This window comes from Billgrantia kenyensis, assembly GCF_013697085.1.
GTDB classification, from domain to species: domain Bacteria; phylum Pseudomonadota; class Gammaproteobacteria; order Pseudomonadales; family Halomonadaceae; genus Halomonas; species Halomonas kenyensis.
Map to the genome: position 1 here is coordinate 46,148 of NZ_JACEFT010000013.1, position 20,068 is coordinate 66,215.

General features: G+C 66.4%; 16 protein-coding genes and 1 riboswitch. Of the genes, 9 read left to right on the forward strand and 7 right to left on the reverse strand.

The annotated features are described in order from the left end of the window. Nucleotides 1–108: 108 nt before the first annotated feature. Nucleotides 109–744, reverse strand: a complete 636-nt coding sequence (locus H1D44_RS11860) for a class I SAM-dependent methyltransferase (protein ID WP_181515064.1) — start codon at nucleotides 742–744, stop codon at nucleotides 109–111. Between the two features lie 67 nt (nucleotides 745–811). On the opposite strand from H1D44_RS11860, the gene H1D44_RS11865 reads away from it, so the two are divergent. From H1D44_RS11865 to H1D44_RS11895, 7 genes are all read left to right on the forward strand, one after another. Further along, nucleotides 812–1,204, forward strand: a complete 393-nt coding sequence (locus H1D44_RS11865; RefSeq protein WP_181515065.1) for a VOC family protein — start codon at nucleotides 812–814, stop codon at nucleotides 1,202–1,204. Between the two features lie 65 nt (nucleotides 1,205–1,269). After that, the gene (locus H1D44_RS11870) at nucleotides 1,270–1,644 is read left to right on the forward strand and encodes a DUF4870 family protein (protein ID WP_181515066.1); all 375 of its coding nucleotides are present in this window, start codon (nucleotides 1,270–1,272) and stop codon (nucleotides 1,642–1,644) included. A 4-nt stretch (nucleotides 1,645–1,648) separates the two neighbouring features. Then, a complete protein-coding gene (locus H1D44_RS11875; RefSeq protein WP_181515067.1) occupies nucleotides 1,649–2,575 on the forward strand; it encodes a lysophospholipid acyltransferase family protein in 927 nt (308 codons plus the stop codon). Nucleotides 2,576–2,675: 100 nt separating this feature from the next. Then, entirely contained in the window at nucleotides 2,676–6,011 is a 3,336-nt protein-coding gene (locus H1D44_RS11880) for a hypothetical protein (protein WP_181515068.1), read from the forward strand. A gap of 65 nt (nucleotides 6,012–6,076) precedes the next feature. Then, nucleotides 6,077–6,210: riboswitch (TPP riboswitch) on the forward strand. Between the two features lie 82 nt (nucleotides 6,211–6,292). After that, entirely contained in the window at nucleotides 6,293–6,961 is a 669-nt protein-coding gene (gene tenA / locus H1D44_RS11885; protein ID WP_181515069.1) for a thiaminase II, read from the forward strand. Nucleotides 6,962–7,002: 41 nt separating this feature from the next. Then, a complete protein-coding gene (thiC, locus tag H1D44_RS11890) occupies nucleotides 7,003–8,892 on the forward strand; it encodes a phosphomethylpyrimidine synthase ThiC (RefSeq protein WP_181515070.1) in 1,890 nt (629 codons plus the stop codon). A 125-nt stretch (nucleotides 8,893–9,017) separates the two neighbouring features. Beyond that, complete coding sequence (locus tag H1D44_RS11895; protein WP_181515071.1) at nucleotides 9,018–10,277, forward strand: PDDEXK family nuclease; 1,260 nt, start codon at nucleotides 9,018–9,020, stop codon at nucleotides 10,275–10,277. A gap of 70 nt (nucleotides 10,278–10,347) precedes the next feature. Here the strand turns inward: H1D44_RS11895 and H1D44_RS11900 are convergent, their stop codons facing one another. Further along, the gene (locus tag H1D44_RS11900) at nucleotides 10,348–11,007 is read right to left on the reverse strand and encodes a porin family protein (protein WP_238984474.1); all 660 of its coding nucleotides are present in this window, start codon (nucleotides 11,005–11,007) and stop codon (nucleotides 10,348–10,350) included. 123 nt (nucleotides 11,008–11,130) lie between these two features. After that, nucleotides 11,131–12,051, reverse strand: a complete 921-nt coding sequence (locus H1D44_RS11905) for an EamA family transporter (protein ID WP_181515072.1) — start codon at nucleotides 12,049–12,051, stop codon at nucleotides 11,131–11,133. A gap of 172 nt (nucleotides 12,052–12,223) precedes the next feature. Here H1D44_RS11905 and H1D44_RS11910 point away from each other — a divergent pair, with 172 nt between their 5' ends. Continuing rightward, a complete protein-coding gene (locus H1D44_RS11910; protein ID WP_181515073.1) occupies nucleotides 12,224–13,402 on the forward strand; it encodes an acetate/propionate family kinase in 1,179 nt (392 codons plus the stop codon). Next, entirely contained in the window at nucleotides 13,399–15,573 is a 2,175-nt protein-coding gene (gene pta, locus H1D44_RS11915) for a phosphate acetyltransferase (RefSeq protein ID WP_181515074.1), read from the forward strand. Before H1D44_RS11910 ends, pta begins: the two co-directional genes overlap by 4 nt. On the opposite strand, the gene thiO is transcribed toward pta, so the two are convergent. The 4 genes from thiO to H1D44_RS11935 form a co-directional block, all read right to left on the reverse strand. Next, entirely contained in the window at nucleotides 15,570–16,688 is a 1,119-nt protein-coding gene (thiO, locus tag H1D44_RS11920; RefSeq protein ID WP_181515075.1) for a glycine oxidase ThiO, read from the reverse strand. The two genes, pta and thiO, sit on opposite strands and share 4 nt — an antisense overlap. 107 nt (nucleotides 16,689–16,795) lie before the next feature. Continuing rightward, the gene (locus H1D44_RS11925) at nucleotides 16,796–17,620 is read right to left on the reverse strand and encodes an ABC transporter permease (protein WP_181515076.1); all 825 of its coding nucleotides are present in this window, start codon (nucleotides 17,618–17,620) and stop codon (nucleotides 16,796–16,798) included. A 3-nt stretch (nucleotides 17,621–17,623) separates the two neighbouring features. Continuing rightward, a complete protein-coding gene (locus tag H1D44_RS11930) occupies nucleotides 17,624–18,889 on the reverse strand; it encodes an ABC transporter permease (protein ID WP_181515077.1) in 1,266 nt (421 codons plus the stop codon). 99 nt (nucleotides 18,890–18,988) lie between these two features. Then, a complete protein-coding gene (locus H1D44_RS11935) occupies nucleotides 18,989–20,050 on the reverse strand; it encodes an ABC transporter substrate-binding protein (RefSeq protein WP_181515078.1) in 1,062 nt (353 codons plus the stop codon). Nucleotides 20,051–20,068 lie beyond the last annotated feature (18 nt).

The window sequence follows — 20,068 nt, forward strand, 5'->3', positions numbered from 1 at the left end:
ATACGCCGTGCAGCCCCCATGTCAATGGCTTAACACGCCCCTCGACGAGGAGCCAGAAAAAAGGCCCGCAAGCAGGGTGAAAAACAGACTAAAACGCCAAGCCGGCGCTCACTGCTTTTGCAGCATGACGACATCCGCCGCGGGAAACTCGACGCTCATGCTCAGTCGTTGCGCCAGCCATTCGAAGCTCGCCTCGCTGAAGAAGCAGACATGGGTGGGGTCGAGAATGTAGTGCCAGCGGGCAAAGGCCTCCTCGCTGGCTACCCGCTTGGTCATCAAGCCAAGCCAACCACCCTGACGCAGCAGGGCCGCGAGCCGCTCCAGCTCATGCCCCGGAGAAAAGAGGTGCTCCACCACCTCGGTGGCTGTGATGAAGTCGTACCGGCGTTCGAGCACGGCGGGGTCCGGCGCATAAAATGGATCGTAGATCGCCATGGGATACCCCGCCTCCTCGAACATGACCGATAGCGTCGGCCCTGGGCCGGCCCCGAAGTCGAGGCCCTCGGCGCCCGGCACCAAACGACTTCGCAGCGGATCGAACAGGCGTGACAGGAATCGCCGATAGCCCGGGTCATCGGGATGATTTTCATGTTGATCGTAGACGGCCTTTTCCCGCTCGGGCGACAGTCGCTGCTCAGGCGGCACGAATACCAGCCGGCAGGTCTCGCAACGGAGATAGTCGCGTCGTGCATCACGATGAAAATGTCGCAAATATGGGCAACCACATAGCGGGCAACTCGGCATCGTCGTATCCTTTGGGGCCTGGCGAGCCAGAGTTTAACGAAAACGGATCATAACAAGGAGGCCGGCAATGCTGTCAGGTCTGGACCACCTGGTCATCACCGTGACCGACATTTCCCGCGCCGTGGACTTCTATTCGCGGGTACTCGGTCTCGAGGTGAGGTACCGGGATCGTGAACGCGTCGACCTGATGCTGGGTGATATCGCCTTGCGCCTTCACTGGACGGCCACGGATATCGAGCCGCGTGCCGCTACCCCCACGCCGGGAAGCCTGGATCTCTGCCTGCGCAGCCTGCTGCCGCTTGACGAGGTAGAGCGACACCTGGAAGCTCTCGATGTCGAGGTGGAGTTGGGCCCGGTCACTCGTCAGGGTGCCAACGGCGCCATCGAGTCCCTCTACCTGCGCGACCCCGACGGCAACCTGCTGGAGATCAGCCGGCCGCTGAAGGAAGCGGTGGAGTAAGCTGCCTGGCAATGTCGCCCGTGCCCGGTATCATGGAGGCAAAATCACGATCGACTGGATGTTTCATGAACGAAAGTCCTGACAACCGCAACGTCATCGAGCCGAACCAGAAGCCCGATATCACCCTGCCTATCGTCGTCTATGCCCTGTTCCTGGCCGGCGTGGTCAGCGGAGGCCTGACGGCCGTGATCGGCGTGGTGATCGCCTACGTCTACCGCGGCCAGGGGCCTGACTGGTACGACGAGCACTACCGTTATCAGATCCGTACCTTCTGGCTATCGCTGCTCTACTTTGCCGTCTCCGGCATTCTCACCCTGGTGATGATCGGCTTCATGACCTGGCTGCTGGCGGTGGTCTGGCTGGTGATTCGCTGCGTAAAAGGGATCAAGCGCCTGCAGGAGCAGCGTGCACCCGACAACGTGGAATCCTGGCTGATCTGAGTCCATGAGCGAGCAACCCCGCACCGCCACCCTTCAAGGGCGCGCCATTGCCGGCCTCTGGCGAGTCCTGGCAGGCCGCAATCTGGCCATGCTCTGGCGCCTGGCTCGCACCGCCGGACCGCTGGTACATCGCCTCAGCCGGCGCGAGCGTACGGTCACCGAGATCAACCTTGCCGAAGTCTACCCGGAGCAGGCACCAAGCGAGCGTCGCCGGCTGGCGCGGGAGAGCCTCACCCACTCCACCGCGACCATGCTCGAGCTGGGGTTCGCCTGGATGGGAGCGCCAGAGCGAGTCGAGGCATCGATTCTCGAGGTTCACGGTCGTGAACTACTCGACGACGCGCGAGCGGAAGGGCGCGGCGTGATCGTGCTGGCACCGCACTTCGGCAACTGGGAGGTGCTGAATTTCTGGCTCTCGAGCCACTTTCCCTTCACCGCCATGTACGAACCGCCCAAGATTGCCGAACTCGATCCAGTGATTCGCCAGGGCCGCGAGCGCATGGGAGCGAGCCTGGTACCGACCAACCCTCGCGGCGTCGCCGCCCTGCTCAAGGCGCTCAAGCGCAGCGAAGCCATTGGCATCCTGCCCGACCAGGAGCCCAACTGGGGCAGTGGCGTGTTCGCGCCCTTCTACCACCGCCTGGCCTATACCGCGACCCTGCTGCCCAAGCTGGTGGCTCGCACCGACGCCCGGGTCGTGACCGGCGTGGCCCGGCGCCTTCCCGGCCGCGGCTTCGCCATTCACTTCCTCGCCGCCGACGAGCGGGTCTACGCCACCGACGAGGAGCAGTCGGCCACCGGCGTCAACGCCTGCGTGGAAGACGCCATCGCCCTGGATCCGGCCCAGTACCAGTGGGAATACAAGCGCTACCGCAAGGTGATCGAAGAGCAGCAGGGCGTGCCGAACCATCAGGAGTTTCGACTCTACTGAACGGTGACGCCGCCGTTCGTGCCGGGGGAAGACGAATGCCTCGAGGCCGAGAGCGCCAGCTATGATCCGCCCCAGGCTAATGAAGGCACTGCCATGGCTCATGCTTTTTCTGGCCATGCTCTACGCGCTCTACCTCGTTGCCGCCAACGCCCTGCTCGCCAGCGCCTGGGGTCGCGCCCAGCTCGACCGCACGCCGCGGCTCTCCCTGGAGTGGGAACGTGCCTGGACACTCATTCCCGGCCAGCTCCAGGTGACCCAACTGCGCCTGGCCGGCAGCGCCGCCGAGCGTGACTTCACCCTGGCGGCCGAGCGCGCCTCTCTGCGTTTCGCCCTCACTCCCCTGCTCGAGCGGGAAGTGGAGATTCGCTCCCTCGACGCCGAGGGAATCCGTCAGGCCAGCCTCGACGCCTACCGGCTGCAGGGCAGCGGCACCCTGCAACTGGCTGGCTTCCATTGGCGCGCCGGCGAGATCGGCGCCGAGCGCGTTTCGCTGCAGTTGGACGAGGGCGCCGTGCTGCATGGCGATGCGGTACTGGTGGAAGGCGTGGCGCTGGATGCCGGCCTTCGCCTGGCCCCGCTGATCCTGGCCGAACACCCTGGCGGCGAGGCGGCACGCTTCGTCTCCGGCAACCTCACCCTGGCCGGGCGCAGCGACGCCTACAACGTCTTCAATCCCTACCTCGCCGCGCTGGGCTGGCTCGAGATCGACGGGCGCGGCGACCTCACCGGCGATATCGCCATCGAGCGCGGTGAGGTGCTGCCGGGCAGCCGTCTGCGCCTGGACTCCCCTCGCCTGAGCGTGCGGCTCGACGAGCGCCACTGGTTGGAAACGGGCGCGCTCTACCACATCGACGGCTCCGGTGCCGTCGAGGTCGAGGTGGCGCAAAGCGCGCGCTTGGCGCTTGAGCTCGACGACATAGAGATGACCGAAGCAACACCCGACGCTTCGCTCGCCACCACGGCCCAGCCGCTGCTCGGCGGCGAAGGGTTCCGGCTGGCGCTGGAGACCCCGGTGCTGCGCCTGCACGCCCCGCCGGACGAACTGCAGCGCGCCGAACTGCACTGGCGCAACGCCGAGGCGTTCGATATCGCCGCCTTCGCACGCTACCTGCCGCCACCCGTGCCGCTGACGCTGGAAGGCGGTTCGGCACGACTCCAGGGCGGGCTCGTCTATGACGCCGAGCGCCTGGCCGGCGGTTTCGACCTCACCGGAGAGGCCATCTCGGTGCGCCTCGGCGAACAGCCACTGACCGGCCGGCTCGGCCTGCACCTGCCCATCGTCGAACTCGACGTGGAACTCGGCGCAGTGGACGTTTCCGGCACGCGCTTCGCGCTCGAGGCAGCCGCCCCTGGCGAGGCGCAGCCGCTCACCACTGCCCTCGAACTGCCCACCGCCCGCTTTCGCTCGCCGCTGGCGTGGCGCGAACTGGACGATGATGCCCTGCGCGATGGCGAGACGCCATGGCAGGCGCAGCTGGCGCTGCACGGCCATGTCGCCAATCTCGCCGTGCTAGACCCTTTTCTCAGCGGAGTGTTCGATGGGCGCGGCCTTGCCCTGCGGGGCGGCGGCCGGCTCGATGGCGCGCTTCAGGTTCGCGACGGCCAGCCGCTGCCCGGCAGCCGGCTCGACGTTCGATCCGAGGCGCTCGGTGCCCGCTTTCTCGACTTTCACGCCCGGGGTGACGGCCGCGCCCATCTGGCCCTGACGCCCGGCGAGCCCCACCCCCAGGCGAGCCTGGAGCTCATCTTCGGTGAGGTGGATCTCGCCCGCCTCAGCGATGGTCGCCGGCTGTTCCAGGCCGAGCACCTCGCACTTGCCGCTGCCGCTCAGGCGCACCCACAGGCCACACGCCCCGACACCGCGGAAATCGAGTGGCGCGGCGCGCGCATCCCCGACGTCAGCGTGCTCGATGCCTACCTGCCGCCAGCGGCCCCACTGCGGCTGCACGGCGGCCAGGCCGAGAGCAATGGGCAGCTGCTGCTCGACGATGAGCGCGCCCAAGGCCGGGCCACGCTGGCCGGCGACGCCATTCGTGGCCGCCTGTTGCAGGAAGCGTTCGAAGGGGAACTGGAGCTGACCCTCGAGCTACGCAACCTCCACCCCGCCAGCCAGCGCCTGGACCTCTCCGGCAGTCGCCTGACTCTCGATGCCTCGACCAACGGCGCCGAGCCCCTGCGTACCCAACTGGTGGTCCGTCAGGCAAGGCTCCAGGGCGGCTTCGACTGGCCCGGCAGCGAGGCGCCGCGCCGACCGCTTTCCGGCACGCTGCGGCTGGACGGACTGCTCGACCGGCTCAGCTTTCTCAACGCCTTTCTGCCCGACGAACACGGCCTGGCCATTCAGGGTGGCGGACGCCTGAGCGCCGACCTGGACTTCAGCGACGGCGCAGCCACGCCCGGTAGTCAGCTGCGCGTACACTCCCAGCGGCTCGGCGCCCGCTTCATGCACTACGAGGCCTTCGGCGACGGCTCGCTGAGCGTAACGGTCGACGACCCCGGCGCCGAGCTCAGCCTGTCCCTGCCCCGCTTCGGCTTGCGCCGTCAGGCGGACGAAGGCGCCTTGATCGAGGGTCGGCTGCTTAACATTCACAGCCGCGCACGTCATTTCGATCTGCCCGAGGGGCTGCGCGAGCTGAGTACGCGGATCGCGCTTCCCCATCTGGTGGCTCCGGACCTGGCCGCGCTCAACGACTACCTGCCCCAGGGCGGCGCCATCGAGCTGCTCGCCGGCCAGGCCCGTATCGCCACTCACCTGCAGCTCGATGGCATGCGCGCCAGCGGCCGGCTGGAGCTGCATGCACCGGACGCCCGCCTCGCCCTGCACGAGCAGACGCTCGAGGGCGCCCTGCATCTGGAGACCCGGCTCGCCGAAGGCGACCTGGAGAATCTCGACTTCGACATCTCAGGCTCGCGGCTCAGTCTCGACGGCGTGCGCCTGGCGGATGCCGGCGGCAGCCTCAGCCACGGCTGGTGGGCGCGGCTCGAGCTGCCCGAGGGACGCATGCGCTGGGAGCGGCCACTCGAACTCGACGCCCAACTGGAACTGGCCATGCGCGACAGCGGCCTGCTGGTGAATCTGCTCGTCGATGCCGCCCGCGAACGACGCTGGCTGCGTGAACGCCTCACCCTCGGCGAGGTACACGGCGAGGCTCGGGTCATGCTGAACGAGGACACCGTACGGCTGGAGAATCTCGCCGTGCAGGGCGGCGAGCGCCTGGAACTACTGGCCAACCTCGCCCTGCGCGACGCCCAGCTCGCCGGTCGCGCCTTCGCTCGCTATGGCCCGCTGCGGCTGGGCATCGAGATCGACGAGGGCAGACGCCGCTGGCAGCTGCGCAACGCCCGCTCGTGGTACGCCAGCGGGCTGCCCGCCAGCGAGCTGGAGCTGCCCGTGAGCGAGGCCTGGTTCGAGCGCCTCGACATTCAGGCGGAATGAACCTCTGGATTGAATCGAGTGAAACGGATGGCTGGAAAGCGGCCGCCGACCTGCTAGACTGGCCTCAACGCTTGACGGGGTGCCGGTGGAACCGGCTGAGATCGCCATACGACTTGTCTGTTGCAGACGCGTCGTCACGGCGGGGCCCGTTGAACCTGATCCGGCTCGTACCGGCGTAGGAATCAAGCGGTGGCCAGGGCACCAGCACTCCCCTCTTCAGCCCCGAGCCGCTCTTCTCCCCTTCGCCCGCGCTCCGGATTCGTTTCACCACCGGAGGCAAGATGGGCTACCGCTTCACCGACCTGACCCGCACCTGCCACGACGACTGGCGCGCCTATATCGAGCACGACTTCGTTCGCGGCCTGGGCGCCGGCACCCTGGACGAAGGCGCCTTTCGCCACTACCTGCAGCAGGACTACCTGTTCCTGATTCACTTCGCCCGCGCCTATGCGCTGGCCGCCTACAAGAGCCGCACCCTGGCCGACCTGCGCCAGGCCCATGAGGGGCTCAAGGCCATCGTCGACGTGGAGCTGGGCCTGCACGTGGGCTACTGCCGCGAATGGGGCATCTCCGAGGCGGAGCTGGCCGCGCTGCCCGAGGCCCGCCCCACCATGGCCTACACCCGCTACGTGCTGGATACCGGCAACCGCGGCGACCTGCTCGACCTCCACGTGGCGCTGGCTCCCTGCCTGGTGGGCTACGGCGAGATCGCCAACTGGCTGGGCGCCCAGCCAAACACCCTGCGCGGCCACGCCAACCCCTTTGAGGCCTGGATCGCCATGTACGAAGGCGAGGAGTTCCAGGCCGCCATGCAGGCGGAACTGGCCTGGCTCGACGCCCGCCTGGCCGACGTCACCCCGGCACGTTTCGACGAACTCGTGGAGGTATTCCGCGATGCCACCCGGCTCGAGATCGATTTCTGGCAGATGGGGCTCGACCGCAGCCTCTGAGCCCTCCCCCCTGACAACAAACGCAACAAGGATCGCTACCCATGAGCAAGACCGCCCACTTCCTCGCCGAGACCGCCAAGGTCGATGAGGCCGCCATCCAGCCGCTGCCCGGCTCGCGCAAGCTCTACGTCGAAGGCTCGCGCCCCGACATTCGCGTACCCTTCCGCGAGATCTCGCTGTCACCGACCAAGACCTCCGGTGTCGATGAAGAGAACCCGCCGCTGCTGGTCTACGACACCTCCGGCCCCTACACTGACCCGCAGGCTGAGATCGACCTGCGCCGCGGCCTGCCCGAGCTGCGCCGCGCCTGGATCGAGGAGCGCGGCGACACCGAGTTCCTCGACGGCCCCACCAGCGACTACGGCAAGCGCCGCGCCAACGATCCCACCCTGGCCCAGCTGCGCTTCGACCTGCCCCGTACCCCAAGACGCGCAAAGGCAGGCAAGAACGTCACCCAGCTGCACTACGCCCGCCAGGGGATCATCACCCCGGAGATGGAGTTCATCGCCATTCGCGAGAACCAGCGCCGTCAGGCCCTGGGGACCGCCGAGGTGGAGCGTATCCTCGGCCATCAGCATCCGGGCCAGGGCTTCGGCGCCCGCCTGCCCGAAGAGATCACCCCGGAATTCGTGCGCGCCGAAGTAGCCGCCGGCCGCGCCATCATCCCCTGCAATATCAACCACCCGGAGTCCGAGCCGATGATCATCGGCCGCAACTTCCTGGTGAAGATCAACGGTAATCTCGGCAACTCGGCGGTGACCTCCTCCATCGAGGAGGAGGTGGACAAGATGACCTGGGGCATCCGCTGGGGCGCGGACACCATCATGGACCTCTCCACCGGACAGAACATCCACGAGACCCGGGAGTGGATCATCCGCAACGCCCCGGTGCCCATCGGAACGGTGCCGATCTACCAGGCGCTGGAGAAGGTGAATGGGGTGGCCGAGGATCTCACCTGGGAGGTATTCCGCGACACCCTGATCGAGCAGGCCGAGCAGGGGGTGGACTACTTCACCATCCACGCCGGGGTGCTGCTGCGCTACGTGCCGCTGACCGCCAAACGCGTCACCGGCATCGTCTCCCGCGGCGGCTCGATCATGGCCAAGTGGTGCCTGTTCCATCACCGGGAGAGCTTTCTCTACACCCACTTCGAGGAGATCTGCGAGATCTGCAAGCAGTACGACGTGGCCTTCTCGCTGGGCGACGGGCTGCGTCCCGGCTCGGTGGCCGACGCCAACGACGAGGCGCAGATGGCCGAGCTCAAGACGCTGGGCGAGCTGACCCATATCGCCTGGAAGCACGACGTGCAGGTGATGATCGAAGGCCCCGGCCACGTGCCCATGCACCTGGTCAAGGAGAACATGGACAAGCAGCTCGAGTACTGCGACGAGGCGCCCTTCTACACTCTCGGCCCGCTGGTCACCGATATTGCCCCGGGCTACGACCACATCACCTCCGGCATCGGCGCGGCCATGATCGGCTGGTACGGCTGTGCCATGCTCTGCTACGTCACGCCCAAGGAGCATCTGGGCCTGCCCAACAAGGACGACGTCAAGACCGGCATCATCACCTACAAGATCGCCGCTCACGCCGCCGATCTCGCCAAGGGTCACCCGGCCGCCCAGCGCCGCGACAACGCCCTGTCCAAGGCGCGCTTCGAGTTCCGCTGGGAGGACCAGTTCAACCTCGGCCTCGACCCGGACACTGCCCGCGAGTACCACGACGAGACCCTGCCCAAGGACTCCGCCAAGGTGGCCCACTTCTGCTCCATGTGCGGGCCCAAGTTCTGCTCCATGAAGATCACCCAGGAGGTGCGCGACTACGCCGCCGAACATGGCCTGGATGGCGATGCCGAAGCCGTCATGAAGGGCATGGAGGAGCAGGCGGAGAAGTTCCGCCAGGAGGGCGCCGAGCTCTACAAGGAGGTGTAGGCCCGCATGGGCTCCGCACACGCCGGCCCAGTGGCCGGCGTGTTTTTTTGTCGCCGCAGGCGACAGCATGGAGTACATGGATGTAGCCTGAAGCAAACGGCCAGGACCAAGGGCGGAGGGAGTCTATGCCACACCTGCACGTCGCACTGGTAACCGAGCGTCCCGAGAAGTGCCTGATACCGATCCTGCAGCTGCGCCCGCAGCGGATCGTACTGGTGCCCTGCCGGGCATCGGCGCAGGCTGCCGAGCGGGTAGCGATCCTGCTGCGCCACGAAATGCCTACGGACACAGAGATCGAGACGCGCGCCAGCCTTGCCATCGACGACCCCCGGCAGTGTGCGGCTTATGCCAATTCATTGGCCGACTATCTTCAGCGACAGCAGTTCGACAACTCATCCCTGCTGGTAACGCTGGACGTGAGCGGCTGCAGCACGCTCACGGCCTTGCTGCTGCAGCATGCCATGCGGCGCTGCGCTCCCGACTGGCTCTACGTAGACACCCAGGTCGGAGCGCTTTACCGCATGGCCGGTGATGTCGCCGACTGCGAGCCGGAGGTGCTGGCCATGGAGCCGGTGCTCGACATCGACCGCTATCTTCAGGCCAACGGCTACAAGCGGGTTCGGGCACTCTCCGATGGCGGCAGCTGGCAGGCAGCCTGCCAGCGCCGCAGGAGCCTGACCCAGTATCTGGCGCATCATGCCGACCGACTCGCCGGCCTGCTTGGCGAGCTGCATGGCATGGTGCACGGCGAGGGAGGTGCACTGGCCACCCCTGACCCGCATAACGGCCCTGAGCTGCGTCCCGGTGCCGACAGGCAGCAGCTTCACGCTACGCCGCGCTTTCCCGCCACCGACGCCCTGACCGCCCTGAGCGAGGCCGGCATGCTGGAGTGGAAAAGCGATACGCCGCGGCAGCTCTCGCTCACCTCACCTCAGGGGGCTTTTTACGTGGGCGGCGGCTGGCTGACCGAGTACACCTGGCTCAGCGCCAGGGAGGCGGGACTGAGCCAGCTCAGTGCCGCAGCGCATCTGCTCGACCTGCGCGGGCAGCACAATGCCGACCCGGTGGTAACCGATTGCCTGGCGGTGGAGCGCAATCAGCTGCTGTTTGTCGAGAGTCTGATTGCTCGCCCCGGCGCTGAAGCCTGTATCGAACAGGGCCTGAAGCGCCTGCACGGCATGCTCAACCATTCCGCAGGGCTTTCGGCGACGCGTGTACTGCTGGCCTGCGGCGAGTTCGACAAGTCGCGCCGACGGCTCACCGAGCTGCAGCGCTTGCAGGGCCTGAGGGTAGAAGTCGTGGAAACGGCGGAGTTGAGACGTCTCCCCACGCTGCTGGCCAAATGGAAGGAGCAGGGCAAGTGGCCCGACAGCCCAGGCTTGTAGCAGCCCGGGCTGAACGAAGCGCCCCCGGCCACGGCCAGGGGCGCTTTGCGTTTGCTGCCTGCGGCAGGGCTTAGAAACGGAAGCGCAGACCGACGCTTGCCGCATCGAAGGTGTGCTCTGAGCGATCCAGGTAACGCATGTAGTCAGCGCCGACGGCAAAGTTCGGTGCGATATCGAACTCCGCACCGGCACCATAGGACACGCCATCCTCACGGCCGTCGTCGAAATCGACTTCAGTGATACCGGCCAGACCATAAAGGCGGAACTCCTCGGAGAGCGGCAGGATCCCTTTCCCGTAGGCCCCGATCAGGTAATCCAGCTCGACCGGACCATCCGAGCCGCCAGTGCCCAGATGCGCTTCCACACCGAAATAGTCATTGAACTGGGCGCCGCCGCGCAGACGCAGGCCAGCGGAATCGCCCGAAGGCCCGTCATCCTGCCTGAAGTCCCAGTACATGGCATCGGCGCCAATATAACCTTGGGGATACATCGGCGCCTGGGCCTGAGCCTGGGTACGGGGCTGAGCCTGCCCCTGGGCCTGGGTGCGCTGCTGGGTCTGGCCCTGAGCCTGTTGCTGAGTCTGACCCTGCGTCTGCTGTTGAGTCTGAGGCTGCGACTGGGCCTGAGGCTGCGGCTGGGCCTGAGGCTGGGTCTGAGTCTGCTGCGCCTGAGCCGTGGTAACAAAGGCTCCGGCCATCACGATGGTAGCGGGAACGGCTAGCAGTTTCATATCTGCACCTCCATTAAGAAACAGTGTTTCCATACACCGGCTCCCAGTGTGGTACAGGGGTTTGGGGACATCAAGCCGATCCCATCGAGAGTTGGTTTCGGCTTGTAACAGCCAGCTGGGATTTCAACGAGGCGAGAGGCTGAGCGTCACGATGCCAGCCAGCACGATCGCTCCCCCGAGCAGTTGAGTGCCGGAAAGCAGCTGACCGAGGACCAGATAGCCCAGCAGCAGCGAGGCCACGGGCTCGACATTCATCACCGGCGCGTTGCGCGCCATCTCCAGGCGCGGCACGCTGATGAAGAGCACCGAAAACGCCACGCTGTAGAACAGCGCCAGCGCGGCCAGGGCTTTCCAACCCATGGGGCTGGCCGGCAGTGCCATTCCCCCTGGTACCAGCTGCAGCATGCCGGCAACTATCATCAGCACCAGCACCGTAAGCATGGTCAGCAAGCTGCGCAAGGTACTGCCTACCTCGCTGAGGTGGTGCTCGGTGGTCCACAGCGCCACGGAAAAGGCCGCCGCCGCACCCAGGCCAAAGCCGACTCCCGGCAACCACTCCGGGCCAAGCGTTTCAGGTGTCGCCAGCCAGGCGGGAATATCGAGCACGACTACCAGACCGACCAGAATCGCCGCCATGATCAGTGCGGCACGCAGCGTCGGACGCGGCCCACCCAAGGCCCAGGTCAGCAGTGCCAACTGGATGGGGAAGGTATTCATCAGCAGCAGCGCCACGACCACGGGAATTCGCGCCACCGCCGCATAGAGACACAGGCTCTGGATGGCCACCATCAGGCCGGCCAGTAGCTGCCAACGCCCGGCCCTGGCCGGAAAGGAGAAGCGCTTGCGCTGCCAGAGAAACAGCACGACCAGCACGGCTAGCGCCGTTGCCGAGCGTACCAGCACGGCCAGCAACAAGCCGGTGCCCTCGTCGAAAGCCAGGCGTGCAGCAACGTGATTGCTGGCGAACAGCGTCGCGACGGCGACCAAGATGGCAATGGCGAGATGGCGGGGCAGCAGGAGAGGTGCGTTCAATGATGCGGGCATGGCGAGAGTCCAGACAGCGAAGCGCCTAGCATGCCAGCCTTCCCCCCTCGACCCAAAGCCGGAATCGAGTCACCTGGTGCAACCGGCAGTAACCCACTATTGGCATCGTCATGATGATAGACTTAGGTCTTATGTCTATGCTGCCCCCTACTGTCTGCCACGCGGAGAACTGATGGACACATCGGTACTGGTGATCAATTGCGGCTCCTCATCGATCAAGTACGCACTCATTCCCGTGGATCCCGATCGGCCACGGCTGGCGGGGCTGGCCGAGCGACTGGGCAGCAGTGACGCACGGCTCAAGGGCAGCAACAGCCTGGGTGAGCCTTTCGAACAGCCGCTGGGCAGCGCCGACCATGCCACAGCACTGGAAGCCATCCTCGAGCGTCTCGAGGGGCGCCTGCCGGTGGCGGTCGGTCATCGCATCGTGCATGGCGGTGAGCACTTTACCCGCGCTGCGCTGATAGACGACGCTGTGGTCACAGCCATCGAGCGCACCTCCGCCCTCGCCCCACTGCATAATCCGGCCAATCTGGCTGGGGTCACGGCCACTCGGCGCCTGTTTCCCGACCTGCCACAGGTGGCGGTGTTCGATACCGCCTTCCACCAGAGCCTGCCGCCGCGGGCCTACCGCTACGCCCTGCCTGAAGCGCTCTACCGCGACCACTCCATCCGCCGCTATGGCTTTCACGGCACCAGCCACGCCTATGTCAGCCGGCGAGCCGACGCGCTGAGCGGCCTGGAGGGAGGCGGCTGGCTCACCGCCCACCTGGGCAACGGCTGCTCCACCTGCGCCGTCTGGCAGGGCAAGAGTCTCGATACCAGCATGGGCCTGACCCCCCTAGAAGGAGTGGTGATGGGCACACGCAGCGGTGACGTCGACCCAGGCCTGCATGCACATCTATCGCGCCAGCTCAGCTGGACCATCGAGCGTATCGATGAGGTTCTCAACCGTGGCAGCGGCCTGCTGGGACTATCGGGGTTGACCAATGACATGCGTGAGCTGGAGGCAGCCGAGGCTGAGGGGCATGCGGGGGCTGCGCTTGCCATCGAGGTTTTCTGCTACCGCATCGCCAAATCCCTGGCGGCGCTCTCTTGCGCCCTGCCACGGCTCGACGGCCTGGTCTTCACTGGCGGCATTGGCGAAAACTCCGCCCAAGTCCGCGAGCGAGTGATTGCCCTGCTGCCGCACTTCGACCTGCAGCTCGACCCCACTGCCAACAGCGAAACGATCCGTGGACGAGAGGGCCGCATCGACACCGGCGGCCGCCAGCTGTGGATCATTCCTACCGATGAGGAGGGGCAGATCGCCACCGAAACCCGCCAGCGTTTGGAAGAGGCCGCTGAATGAGAGCACAGGACGCACGACCGCATACTCAGGTATTGCTCATGGTACCCACCGGTGTCGGGGTCGGCCTGACATCGGCCAGCCTGGGGCTGATGCAGGCCCTCGACACTCTCGGCCTCAAGACCGGTTTTCTCAAGCCGTTCCGCCAGGACGAGCTGAACGGCCCCGGGCCCGATCGCTCCACCGCCCTGGTGAGCAGCACCCTGGGACTGCGCCCGCCCGCTCCCATCGCCCAGGCCGACATGGAACGCCTGCTGCGTCAGGACCGCCTGGACGTGCTGATGGAGCAGGTAATCGAGCTGTACGATGCAGCTGTGGCCGAACACAACGGCACCACGCCTGACCTGATCGTGGTCGAGGGGGTGGTGCCCACCGCCCACGGCACCTATGCCACCCAGCTCAACACGCAGCTGGCCCATGCGCTGAATGCGCGTGCCATACTGGTTGGCAGCGGGGATGCCGCCGCTCCTGAGGCCCTTGCCGAGCAGCTCGACATGCACGCCCGGGCCTTCGGCGGCGTTGGCTCCACCCGCACCCTGGGCTGCATCCTGATGCGCATGCAGAACCTGGCCGGCGGCGAGGAGCCGACGCTGGCCCCCGGCACCAGCAGCGTCTTGCTCGACGATGCGTTTCTTGCCGAACTGCGCCGCCATTCGCCGGCACTCGCCACCGACCGCTTTCACTTGATCGGCGTGGTGCCCTACAACCCGGCATTGATTGCCCCTCGGGTAGTCGACGTGGCACGAGCACTCGGCGCTCAATTTCTCAACGAGGGCGAGGCCGCCAATCGCCGGGTACTCTCCACCAGTCTGTGCGCCCGCAGCGCAGCCAATGCCCTGCATGCGTTCCGTCCCGGAAGCCTGATCGTTACCTCGGGGGATCGCGACGACATCGTGCTGGCCTCGGCGCTGGCCACCATGAACGGCGTGCCCATGGCCGGCGTATTGCTGACCAACGGCTTCATGCCCAACGACAACATGATCGAGATGTGCCGCCCGGCGCTGAAGACCGGCATGCCGGTACTGGCGGTAGACACCGACAGCTTCACCACGGCCAAGAACCTGGGGCGGATGGGCAACGACATACCCATGGACGATCAGGAGCGCGCCGAGCAGGTGACCCGCTTCGTGGCCGGCCACCTCGATCTGCAGTGGCTCAAGGATCACCTCAGTCGGGGCTTCACCCGCCGGCTGTCGCCCTCGGCGTTCCGCTATCAACTGGTGAAGCTGGCTCAACGTGCCAACCGGCGCATCATCCTGCCCGAGGGCAGCGAGCCGCGCACCGTGGAGGCCGCTGCCATCTGCCAGCGCCGCGGCATCGCCAACTGCGTGCTGCTGGCCCGCCGCGAAGAGGTGGAAGAGGTCGCCCGCAATCGTGGCATCGAGCTGCCGGAAGGACTCGAGATTCTCGACCCCGAGCACATTCGCAGCCGCTATGTGGCGCCCATGGTGGAGCGCCGCCGGGGTAAGGTGAACGAACTGACGGCGGAGGACCAGCTTCAGGACAATGTGGTGCTGGGCACCATGATGCTACAGCTCGACGAAGTCGACGGCCTGGTCTCCGGCGCCGTTCATACCACCGCCAACACCGTGCGGCCAGCCTTCCAGCTGATCAAGACCGCCGCCGACTACCGCCAGGTGTCATCGATCTTCTTCATGCTGCTGCCGGAGCAGGTGGTGGTCTACGGCGACTGCGCGGTGAACCCCGATCCCGACGCCGAGGCGCTGGCCGAGATCGCCATCCAGAGCGCCCGATCGGCCCAGGCTTTCGGCATCGAGCCGCGGGTGGCGATGATCAGCTACTCCACCGGCGAGTCCGGCAGCGGTGCCGATGTCGATAAGGTGCGCCAGGCCACGCGCCTGGCCCGCGAGCAAGCACCGGACCTGCTGATCGACGGCCCTCTGCAGTACGACGCCGCCGCCATCGAGAGCGTGGGGCGCCAGAAGGCGCCCGACTCGCCGGTGGCGGGGCGTGCCACGGTGTTCGTGTTCCCTGATCTCAACACCGGCAACACCACCTACAAGGCGGTGCAGCGCAGTGCGCGGGTAGTCAGCGTGGGGCCGATGCTGCAGGGCCTCAACAAGCCGGTCAACGACCTCTCGCGGGGGGCGCTGGTGGATGACATCGTCTACACCATTGCACTGACAGCCATCCAGGCTGCCCAGCGTGGTTAGCCTGCACGCCCGAGACGCCGTGCCGGGCGATAGAGCGTGGGATCGATGGCCGGCTCCCGCTCGAGCAGCAGGTCGACCAGTAGCCGGGTCGCCGCCGGCGCCAGTACCAGGCCGTTGCGGAAGTGCCCGGCATTGACGAAGAGCCCCTCGATGCCGGGCACGGCGCCGATGAAGGGGATGCCGTCCGGGGCCGCCGGGCGCAGTCCGGCCCAGTGGTGCTCGACCCGGCACTCGGCCAGCGCCGGCAGCATCGCCACGGCGCTGTGCCACAGCGACTCGCGCGCCTCCTCGGTGGTGCTCTTGTCGAAGTCGGCCTGCTCCAGGGTCGAGCCGACCAGCACCCGGCCATCGCCGCGCGGAATCAGGTAGCGGCCATCGGCCAGCACCACCCGTTCGAGCAGCTGTCGCCCGCCCGGCATGGGCGGGGTGACGAACAGCATCATCTGCCCCTTTACCGGCCGCACCGGCATCGCCACGTCGTGCTCGGCCAGCAGCACGCCGCTCCAGGCGCCACCACAGAGAATGACCCGGTCGGCGGCGAGGCGGCCGCGAGTCGTCTCGACCCCACGGACGCGGCCCTGCACGACGCTCAGCCGCTGAACCGCAGCATGCTCCAGCAGTGTCACGTTAGGCAGGGCATTCAGGCGGGTGCGCAGCGCCCGGCACAGCCGCGGGTTGCGCACGCTGCCCAGGGTTGGCATCCATAGGCCTTCGCCGAGCCCCTCGGCCAGCCAGGGCTCCTGGCGGTAGATGAAGCCGGCATCGACTCGCTCCAGCGGCCAGCCCTGGCGCTGGGCCCAGGCAAAGGCGCGCTCGCCGTCGTCCACACGCAGGTAGAGCAGCCCCTTGCGGCGATACTCGATATCGATGCCGGTGTTGGCCAGCAGGCTTTCGCTCAGGGCCTGGTAGGCCACCTCGGCGCCGCGGGCCAGCCGGGAGACGGGTTCGCTGTAGCGCCAGGGGTAAAGCGGCGAGACGATGCCACCGCCCGCCCAGGAGGCCTCCTCGCCGCAGCGACCGCGCTCTACCAGGGTCACGCCATGGCCGGCCTCGGCCAGCTGGCTGGCGGTTAGCATGCCGATCACGCCACCGCCGATGATGATGAAGTCGTTCACTCAGGGCTCCGCAATAGATGTCCGATTCGCGGGCATTCAGGCACCATACATGACTGCGCCCCGTCTAGGCGGGGCGCAGTCATGCCGGATTCCGGGGTTGGGCGGCCTCACATTCCACTCTTCAACCTCTCGCTGCGCCGACGCAGCAGCTCCATGGTAACCAAAAGCAGCGTCGAGATCAGGATCAGGAGGGTCGCCATGGCCGCAATCGCCGGGCTGATGTTCTCGCGAATGCCGGAGAACATCTGGATCGGCAGGGTGCGCTCGGTGGGGCTGGCAATGAACAGCGCCACTACCACCTCATCGAAGGAGGTGGCGAAGGCGAACAGCCCGCCAGAGACCACGCCGGGCACGATTTGCGGCAGGATGATGGTGAAGAAGACCCGCACCGGGTTGGCGCCCAGGCTGGCCCCGGCGCGCACCTGGTTGAAATCGAAGCCCTGCAGGGTGGCATTGACCGTGATCACCACGAAGGGCACGCCCAGCACGGTATGCGCCAGGATCAGGCCGGCAAAGGAATTGAGCAGGCCGATCTGGGCGAAGAAGAAGTACATGCCCACGGCCACGATGACCAGCGGCACCACCATCGGCGAGATCAGCAGCGCCAGGATCAGCCCCTTGCCGGGGAATTCGGCGCGGTTGAGCCCCACCGCCGCCAGCGTGCCCAGGATCATCGCCAGCAGCGTGGCCATCGGCGCCACGATCAGGCTGTTCCTTAGCGCCCCCATCCACGACGACGAGGTGAAGATCGCCTCGTACCAGCGCAGCGAGAAGCCCGGCAGGGGATAGGTCAGGAAGGAACCACTGCTGAATGACAGCGGAATGATCACCAGCACCGGAGCGATCAAGAACAGCAGAACCAGGCCGCAGAAGATGCGGAAGACCCAGAACCAGATCTTCTCCACCGGCGAGGCGTAGGGAGGCAGTGACATGACTCAACTCCTGATCAGCTGCTTGCGGTTCACCAGGCGGTGGTAAACCAGGTAGAGCAGTAGCGTGACCACCAGCAGCAAGCTACCCAGCGCCGCAGCCATGCCCCAGTTGTTGGTGGTGTTGGTGTAGTAGGCCACGTAGTAGCTCACCATCTGGTCGGCCGGCCCCCCTACCAGCGCCGGGGTGATGTAGTAGCCCAGCGCCATGATGAACACCAGGATGGTGCCCGCCGCCACCCCGGAAACGGTCTGCGGAACGTAGACCTGCCAGAAGGCGGCGAAGGGATGGGCACCGAGGGAGACCGCAGCGCGTTGGTAGCTCGGCGAGATCCCCTTCATCACGCTGTACAGGGGCAGCACCATGAACGGCAGCAGGATATGGACCATGGCAAAGAACACGCCTATTCGGTTGAATACCAGCTGAAGCGGCGATTCGATCAGCCCGGTACCGATGAGGCTCTGATTGATCAGGCCGTTGGACTGCAGCAGGATGATCCAGGCGGCGGTTCGCACCAACAGCGAGGTCCAGAACGGCAGCAGCACCAGGATCATCAGCAGGTTGCTGGTCCTGGCCGGCAGCGTGGCCAGCAGATAGGCCAGCGGGAAGCCGAGTGCCAGGCAGATCAGCGTCACGCCGCCGGCGATCACCATGGTGCGCTGGAACACCGAAACGTACAGGCGATCGCGCTCGGCAACACGCTTGAACTCGTTGTCACTGCCGCGCTCCAGGTCGAGCGACGCCAGCAGGTAGCGATCCGTCACCGCGGGAGCGGCCCGCTGGATGCCAAGCCAGGTCTCGGTCTCGCCCCAGGCGGGGTCGATATCGCTCAGAATCTCCGCCCAGTCGGTGGCGTCATCGACGGCTTCCACCGCTGGCAGGCCACGCAGCGTGGTCATCAGCAGGCTGCGGTAGCGGGTGTCCTCATAGTTGAGGCGGCGCCCGATCCGACCCAGCCCGCCCCCCTGGCGGGAGTCGCGCAGCTCGGCGCCAAACGCTGCCATGGTCGCATTGTCAGGCAATCCGCTACCGTCCCACTGACGTAAGCCTTCCGCGGTAAGCGGCATGACCGACTCCAGCTCAGTGTTGTCGACGCTACGCCACAGCATGTTGCCGATGGGCACCACGAACACGACGATCAGAAACAGCGCCAGGGGAGCCACCAGGCCGATGGCCTTGAGCTTGCGCATGCGTTCGGCACGCCGCAGCTGCGCCTTGAGATTGCCGGCCGGCTTCGCCGGCGACAGGGTTGCCGTCGTATTCACGGACATCGCCTTCCCCCGGGGATCAAGCGTGGCGAGCCCGGGTTCGCCAGGCTCGCCAGAGTAAACGGTGGCGACAGCGGCGGATGCCCGCTGCCGCCTTGGCGATCAGCGCGCTGCCCAGGCGCTGAAACGCTGCTCCAGCTCTTCGCCGTGGTCGACCCAGAAGCCGGTATCGATAGCGAGCGCCCCCTCCATGTTTTCGTCATGGGTCGGCATGCGCCGCGCCTGATCCTCGTCCAGCTGTTCGATGGCGGCGGGGTGCACCGGGCCGTAGGGTATCTCACTGGAGTAGGCCGCCTGGTTCTCGGGCTGGCTGGCAAACTCAATGAAGGCGTAGGCTTCATCGACATAATCGCTGCCGGCGACGATGGCCCAGTAGTCGAGATCGTAGATGCTCTCGTTCCAGACGATCTCGAGGTTGGTGCCCTCCTCCTGGGCGGCAGCGATCCGCCCGTTGTAGGAAGACGTCATGACCACGTCGCCTGCCACCAGCCACTGCGGCGGCTGAGCGCCCGCCTCCCACCACTGAATGTGCGGCTTGATCTCGTCGAGCTTGGCGAAGGCGCGCTCGACCCCCTCGTCCGTGCGCAGCACGTCGTAGACCTCTTCAGCCGGCACGCCGTCCGCCATCAGTGCGAACTCCAGGGTGTACTTGGCGCCCCGACGAAGCCCGCGGGTGCCGGGGAACTGCTCCACGTCCCAGAAATCAGCCCAGGAGCTCGGCGGGTTGTCCAGGGCATCGGCGTCATAGGCCAGCACCGTGGACCAAACGAAGGTGCCCACGCCACACTCGTCGAAGGCCGCGTCGATCAAAACGTTGCCAAGCCCGAGGCGCTGCCAGTCGATGGGTTCGAACAACCCCTCGAAACAGCCGCGCACCAGCTCCGGCGACTCCATCTCCACCACGTCCCAACTGACGTTCCCGGTTTCCACCATCGCCCGGATACGTGATAGCTCGCCGTTATAATCTCCCGGCGTCACCCTGATGCCGGTCTCATCACTGAAAGGTCCGTAGTAGGCCTTTTCCATCGCCTCGCCAGAGGCGCCACCGAAGGAGATCACGGTCAACGCCTGGGCGCTGGCGGCGACCCCCAGACCGAGGGTCATCAGGCTGCCTACGGCAATGCCGCGGCCAAGACGGGACAGCGGGAAGCGATGTTGTGTCATTCTCTATTCTCCCGGCCA

What these genes read in the sequence shown, in the direction of transcription:
- H1D44_RS11860 (WP_181515064.1), bottom strand. Translation starts at nt 744, where the DNA reads ATGCCGAGTTGCCCGCTATGTGGTTGCCCATATTTGCGACATTTTCAT.
- H1D44_RS11865 (WP_181515065.1), top strand. Translation starts at nt 812, where the DNA reads ATGCTGTCAGGTCTGGACCACCTGGTCATCACCGTGACCGACATTTCC.
- H1D44_RS11870 (WP_181515066.1), top strand. Translation starts at nt 1,270, where the DNA reads ATGAACGAAAGTCCTGACAACCGCAACGTCATCGAGCCGAACCAGAAG.
- H1D44_RS11875 (WP_181515067.1), top strand. Translation starts at nt 1,649, where the DNA reads ATGAGCGAGCAACCCCGCACCGCCACCCTTCAAGGGCGCGCCATTGCC.
- H1D44_RS11880 (WP_181515068.1), top strand. Translation starts at nt 2,676, where the DNA reads ATGCTTTTTCTGGCCATGCTCTACGCGCTCTACCTCGTTGCCGCCAAC.
- tenA (WP_181515069.1), top strand. Translation starts at nt 6,293, where the DNA reads ATGGGCTACCGCTTCACCGACCTGACCCGCACCTGCCACGACGACTGG.
- thiC (WP_181515070.1), top strand. Translation starts at nt 7,003, where the DNA reads ATGAGCAAGACCGCCCACTTCCTCGCCGAGACCGCCAAGGTCGATGAG.
- H1D44_RS11895 (WP_181515071.1), top strand. Translation starts at nt 9,018, where the DNA reads ATGCCACACCTGCACGTCGCACTGGTAACCGAGCGTCCCGAGAAGTGC.
- H1D44_RS11900 (WP_238984474.1), bottom strand. Translation starts at nt 11,007, where the DNA reads ATGAAACTGCTAGCCGTTCCCGCTACCATCGTGATGGCCGGAGCCTTT.
- H1D44_RS11905 (WP_181515072.1), bottom strand. Translation starts at nt 12,051, where the DNA reads ATGCCCGCATCATTGAACGCACCTCTCCTGCTGCCCCGCCATCTCGCC.
- H1D44_RS11910 (WP_181515073.1), top strand. Translation starts at nt 12,224, where the DNA reads ATGGACACATCGGTACTGGTGATCAATTGCGGCTCCTCATCGATCAAG.
- pta (WP_181515074.1), top strand. Translation starts at nt 13,399, where the DNA reads ATGAGAGCACAGGACGCACGACCGCATACTCAGGTATTGCTCATGGTA.
- H1D44_RS11925 (WP_181515076.1), bottom strand. Translation starts at nt 17,620, where the DNA reads ATGTCACTGCCTCCCTACGCCTCGCCGGTGGAGAAGATCTGGTTCTGG.
- H1D44_RS11930 (WP_181515077.1), bottom strand. Translation starts at nt 18,889, where the DNA reads ATGTCCGTGAATACGACGGCAACCCTGTCGCCGGCGAAGCCGGCCGGC.
- H1D44_RS11935 (WP_181515078.1), bottom strand. Translation starts at nt 20,050, where the DNA reads ATGACACAACATCGCTTCCCGCTGTCCCGTCTTGGCCGCGGCATTGCC.